We start from the raw sequence: 795 nt of genomic DNA on the forward strand, positions 1-795 counted from the left end.
CTATTATTCAGCGCAATCGCCAGCAAAGGACGGGGAGGAAAAGATGAGTATCAAAATCAATAAATTGGAAATCGAAAACGTCAAGCGCGTCAAGGCCGTGAAGATCGAGCCGACCAGCACAGGTTTGACGATTGTCGGCGGGAAGAACAACCAAGGCAAGACGAGTGTTTTGGATGCCATTGCTTGGGGCTTGGGCGGCAATAAGTACCGCCCTTCCCAGCCCGAACGCGAAGGGTCGGCAGTACCACCTTATCTTCATATCGTGCTGTCGAACGGCTTGATCGTTGAGCGCAAAGGTAAAAACAGCGACCTTAAGGTCATCGATCCGAACGGCCAGAAGGGCGGTCAGCAGCTGCTGGATAGTTTCGTGGAAGAGCTGGCGATCGACCTTCCCAAATTCATGAACGCAACTAATAAGGAAAAAGCCAATACTCTGCTGCGCATCATCGGCGTCGGCGACAAGCTCCACGAGCTGGAGACCAAGGAGCGGGAGCTCTACAACCGGCGCCACGCGATCGGCCAGATCGCCGATCAAAAAGCCAAATTCGCCAAGGAACAGCCGTATTTCCCAGAGGCTCCGAAAGAGCCGATCTCCGCATCGGATCTCATCCGCCAGCAGCAGGAAATCCTCGCCCGGAACGGCGAGAACCAGCGGAAGCGGCAACGCGTAGCGCAGATCCAGGCGGAATACGAGCAGCAAGGCCGGGAAGTTGCTCGGCTCATGGCAATGTTGAACGCTGCTCAAGAAAAATACACTCAGCTTCAAAATGATCTCGAAATCGCTCGGAAGGACGC

At 54.6% G+C, this 795-nt stretch carries 1 protein-coding gene; it reads left to right on the plus strand.

Features of this window, described 5'->3' with window-relative positions; all coding sequences use genetic code 11:
* Positions 1-43: 43 nt before the first annotated feature.
* The coding region (locus HR086_RS47265; RefSeq protein WP_174468951.1) for an AAA family ATPase at positions 44-795 on the plus strand (752 nt) is incomplete at its 3' end.

Source organism: Myxococcus sp. CA039A (genome assembly GCF_013336645.1).
Lineage (GTDB): Bacteria > Myxococcota > Myxococcia > Myxococcales > Myxococcaceae > Myxococcus > Myxococcus llanfairpwllgwyngyllgogerychwyrndrobwllllantysiliogogogochensis.